This window comes from Thiocapsa sp. UBA6158 (genome assembly GCF_002423035.1).
Lineage (GTDB): Bacteria > Pseudomonadota > Gammaproteobacteria > Chromatiales > Chromatiaceae > Thiocapsa.
In genome coordinates this window covers 1-4,381 of sequence record NZ_DIUM01000115.1, presented here as the reverse complement: position 1 = coordinate 4,381, position 4,381 = coordinate 1, and the positions used below count along the sequence as shown (strand labels likewise).

At 60.9% G+C, this 4,381-nt stretch carries 6 protein-coding genes and 1 pseudogene; 4 read left to right on the top strand and 3 right to left on the bottom strand.

Features of this window, described 5'->3' with window-relative positions; all coding sequences use genetic code 11:
- Positions 1-21: 21 nt before the first annotated feature.
- Both B4N44_RS15920 and B4N44_RS15915 read right to left on the bottom strand, forming a co-directional pair.
- Complete coding sequence (locus tag B4N44_RS15920; protein WP_296702828.1) at positions 22-2,310, bottom strand: PAS domain S-box protein; 2,289 nt, start codon at positions 2,308-2,310, stop codon at positions 22-24.
- 43 nt (positions 2,311-2,353) lie between these two features.
- On the bottom strand, positions 2,354-2,794 hold the full coding sequence (locus B4N44_RS15915; RefSeq protein ID WP_296702825.1) for a hypothetical protein: 441 nt from the start codon (positions 2,792-2,794) through the stop codon (positions 2,354-2,356).
- Positions 2,795-2,844: 50 nt separating this feature from the next.
- Between B4N44_RS15915 and B4N44_RS15910 the strand changes: the two genes are divergently transcribed.
- From B4N44_RS15910 to B4N44_RS15895, 4 genes and pseudogenes are all read left to right on the top strand, one after another.
- Positions 2,845-2,973 carry a hypothetical protein gene (locus B4N44_RS15910; protein WP_296702820.1) on the top strand — a complete coding sequence of 43 codons (129 nt, stop codon included), beginning with the start codon at positions 2,845-2,847 and terminating at the stop codon, positions 2,971-2,973.
- Between the two features lie 15 nt (positions 2,974-2,988).
- Positions 2,989-3,210 (top strand): annotated as a pseudogene (locus B4N44_RS15905) (transposase); the annotation flags it as partial.
- Positions 3,184-3,405 (top strand): DUF6129 family protein, encoded by a 222-nt coding sequence (locus B4N44_RS15900; protein WP_296702831.1) that lies wholly within the window; start codon positions 3,184-3,186, stop codon positions 3,403-3,405. The pseudogene B4N44_RS15905 and the gene B4N44_RS15900, both read left to right, overlap by 27 nt.
- Before the next feature lie 229 nt (positions 3,406-3,634).
- Positions 3,635-3,955: a hypothetical protein gene (locus B4N44_RS15895; RefSeq protein ID WP_296702817.1), complete on the top strand. Its 321-nt coding sequence runs from the start codon at positions 3,635-3,637 to the stop codon at positions 3,953-3,955.
- 225 nt (positions 3,956-4,180) lie between these two features.
- Here the strand turns inward: B4N44_RS15895 and B4N44_RS15890 are convergent.
- On the bottom strand, positions 4,181-4,381 hold a 201-nt coding region (locus B4N44_RS15890; protein WP_296702814.1), incomplete at its 5' end, for a sodium/proton-translocating pyrophosphatase.

The window sequence follows — 4,381 nt, the reverse complement described above, 5'->3', positions numbered from 1 at the left end:
GAACACAAGTCGGACAGGCTCCTAGTGGGCGAGATGGCTGATATGGGCCTCGTTGGCCTTGCGCTCGCTGATGTCGTGGGCGATGCCGAGCATCCCGATGAGTGTGCCGTCGGGATCGAGCAGGGGCGAGGCGTTGGTGACATGCCAGCGCCAGTCACCATCCTGATGACGCACGCGATACTCCAGCCCGCTCTGCTTTTGCTTGGTCTCGAGCAGACGCATCAGAAATGCCCGGCAGCTCTGCAGATCATCGGGGTGGACGATGGACGCGATGTATTGGCCGAGAAAATCGGCCGGGTCAAAGCCGAGGATCTCGCGTAGATTGGGCGAGAGATATTGGAACTCGCCGGCCAGGTTCAGGGTGTAGATGATGTCGTTGGCATCCTCGACGAAGGTGCGGAACTTCTGCTCGCTCAGGCGCAGCTCCTCCTCGATATGCTTTTGCCTGGTGATCTCGTGGACCAGGACCACGCACTCCTCGCTCGGCAGCTTGGGCGCTCCCATCGCCGCGACCGAGAGCTCGAACCAGACCTCGCCCCGGGGCATCGGCAGTGAATAGATGCCGCCTTGATGACGCCCCCGGGTCGCCGCCTCCTCGATGGCCGCCATGATGACGTCCGCCGCCTCGGTGGGAAGGACCTCCGCGACCCGCTTGCCGAGGAAGGACTCGGGTCGCACATAGAGCTGAGTCGTGAAGGAGGAGTGAAACTCGTGGATGCGACCCGACCGATCGATCCGCAACATCAGGGCGGGCATGGCCTCGAGCATGGCCTCCAGACGCTCCTGGGTTTGGCGGAGCTCGGCCGCGGCGCGCCAGCGCTCGGTGTGGTCGCGCACAGCGGCCAAGAGCACCCGATCACCCTCCAGATCGAGCGCGCTCAGCACCACCTCGCAGGGGATCTCGACACCGGTATCGGAGCGACGGTGAACCCACTCGAAGCGCCGACTCCCCTCTCGCAGCGCGGCCTGGATGTGTCGGTTGGCCAGCTCGGACGAGTGGGTCCCGCAGGGTTGAATGAGTGGGGAGAGGTCGCTTGGATGGGCGGCGCAAAAGGTCTCTCGATCGGGTATTCCGAAGAGTCGCAGCGTGGCCTGATTGCAGTCGATGAAATGGCGGGCATCGAGCAGCATCATCGCCTCGCTGGTCGACTCGAAGAGTGTGCGGAAGCGGGCCTCCGAGCGTGCCATCGCCGCCTGGACCTCGAGGAGCTCGCTGATCTCGGTCGAGAAGCCGATCAGTGCACGCTCGTCGTCTCGCCAGCGCAGGGGCAGCTTGACCGTCCAGAAATGATGCGTCTTGCCCGAGGCATCGACGAAGCGTTCCTGACCCGCGGACCGATGTGAATGCAGCACTATCTGCTCATCGAGCTCTTGGAAAGAGTGCGCAAAGTCTTTCGAAAACAGCTCGGCGTCGGTCTTGCCGAGGATCTTATCGGCGGGTCGCCGATAGAGTTCGGCCACCCTGGGGTTGATGTAGCGATAGCGATGGTCCGATCCCTTGACATAGATATAGGCATCGACATTGGCGAGCACCGTATCGAGCAACCGCCGGGTTTCGTCCAGCTCGGTCTGGGCACGTTTGGACTGGGTGATGTCCTCGAACGAGGCGATCAGCAGGTCATCGGCCAAGGCGGCGCTCATGACGACATGACGCTCGCTGCCGTCCTTGTGGATGATTCGCAAGGTCTTGGGCTCGACTCGGCCCTTGGAGGCGATGGCCTCGGCGAGCGCGCTCTCCCACCAGATCCAGAGCGCGGCATGACCCTCGGGGTCGGGACAGACCAGGCGGGCCCAATCGCGGAGCCCGGGCATCTCGGACTGGGTATAACCGAAGACCCGCTCGCAGGCGGCATTGCTGAACATGACCGGCTGATCCGGGGTCAAGGCCGCGACCAGCACCGCCGTGGGCAGATGCTCCAGCAAGACACTCAGCTGGTTCAGACGCTCGCGCAGTTGTAACTCGAGTCGCTTGTAGGCGCTGACGTCGATCATCACCCCTTCCCAGAGGATCTCGCCATCCTCGGACTCGAAGGGGTTGGAGGAGATCGCGACCCAGACCAGCTCGCCATGGACAAGCAACCGTCCCTCCCAGTGGAAGGGCTGGTTCTTGGTCAGTGACTCCAGGTTGGCCGCGATCATGCTGTCACGGTCATCCGGATGGATCACCTCGATGGCCAGTCCTTGATCGGCCATGAATTGGGCCCGACTGAAGCCGCACATCTCCAACCAACGGGTACTGACATGGGTGAATTCGATGCTGCCGTCCGGGCGGATCCTGAGCTCATAGGTTCCGACAGGCAGGAGTTCCAAGAACTCTCGGGTCGCCGGCGAGAAATCTGAGGCAGAGTATGGATCAAGCATCCTGAGCGTCCCTTGAGCTTGCCCTTGCCGAACAAAATACAGGAATCATCCCGGAATAAGTATAAGCCCAGGTCTCAGTTTCGCCGACATAGTTGCGCGTCGGCGTCTGCACGATCCAGCGATAGACCTGCGGGCCTCGATCATAGTTTCGGCCACCGAGACTCTGGTGAGCGGTGTGCCTTGGCCACGGAAGAACACGGAATTTGGCTCTCTCGGATCTCATGGGGTTATTGATATTTTTTAAATCAATAACCTGAACCTTGCTTGCGGGCAGAACCCTATTCGGACGCGGCCTATAATCATGTTCGACACGGACACCCTTCAGACCCTGCTGAACCTGCCTGATATCGCCATTGATCGCCTTGTGCTCTTCGAGCAGCAGATACTGCTCGACTTGATCAAGAGTACGCTCGAGGATGTGAATCTCAAGCATGCGGTCGGTGTCGATGCGCTGCGACGAAGGGTCATCGCGATTTTGTCGTCGTGATCAGTGTCTATGTGAAGGATCGGCTCCGCGTCATCGCCCTGCTCCCCGCGCGGGCCAAGGCCATCGTGGAGGCGTTTTTTCGAAGCATTCCCAAGCGCTTACGGCGCACCGTCGCGGTCGTCTGATCGGACCTTTGCCAAGGCCTCATCGGGGCCGCAAAGGCCGTGTTCGGTAAACGCGTCCTCATCTGCGTGGACCGCTTTCATGTCGCTCGCTTGTATCGCGAGGGACTCGAGACACTGCGCAAGCGCGAGTTTAAGCGGCTGCGTCGCACGCTCTCCAACGCGTCCCTTGATGAGCTCAAAAACGCGCATGGGGTCCTGCGGCATCGTCGCGTGGGTCTCAATGCGAAGACCTTCGGCGCCCTGCGCGAGGCGTTCACGGATATCCATCTCACCCATTGCAGCGATGACGACATCGGCGTCGGCAAGCCGGTGCGCAGCGCCGACGGCTTCAACCTCTACTTGGTCGACGGGCGGGCGCATTGCCGGGTCTTGACCGACGATCCGGCGAATGCGACCAGTGTCGTCCTTGCAGAGGTCGACGAGGAGGATTGACCCGCGCTCGCTTGTCGTCGGATGCCGGGCGCTTTCCGTCGACCTTCGACTCGCGCGATCCAGACGGGGGTCGCGCCGTGCCCGCCCTGTCTCCTTCGGTGTTAAAATCCGCGCGCTCCGGGCCAGTCTTCATCCTTGCCGGTAACGATGCTGTCCGGTCCGGAAAAGATCCTCGCGACACGCTGTTTACTGCGCCCGGCTTGGGCGATCAACCTGGTGGAGAAGCCACATGAAATGCGCAATGTTGGTGACCGGCAACGGTCCGATTGTCATCGTGACCTCTTACGACTCGCTCGAGAATCCGGATCTGCTGGAGCGTCTCAAGGATAAGGGCATCCCGAAGTTCCTGGCCTACGAGATCCCGATCGAGCTGGCTAAGGAGCGCTACAAGGGTCATTTCAAGAAGGTCATGAACGGCTTCACCGAGTCGGACAGCCTGCGGGTGCTCGATCACAATGGACATCGCGCATTCAATCTCTTCACTTGGGCGGAGCTCGGCACCCCCCTTGCCCACGAAAGCCCGCTCGACGACCTCTATCACCAGCACTGAAGCGATTTCGGGAATCCGTATCCCGACGGCTGTAGGTCAGGTGTCGGGAATAGATCGAACACCGAATCCAAACGTTGTCGTTGTCGAGAGACAACCGTGGCAAAGGCATTCTCCCGTCGAGTTGTTTTACTTACTCTTCAACCCTTCCTAGGGGCGACTTCAGTCGCCCCTACACCACGGCCGTTCCATCCTGGAAATCACCCGTTCAGCTGATCCGCATCGGGGTCAGAGCAAGCTATAGGTCACGGTCACCCCAGCCATGACGATGGCCATGATGCTCATCAGCTTGACCAGGATGTTCAGGCTCGGTCCCGAGGTGTCCTTGAAGGGATCGCCCACGGTATCGCCGATCACGGACGCCCGGTGCGCGCGCGAGTTCTTGCCGCCGTGATAGCCGGACTCGATGTATTTCTTGGCGTTGTCCCA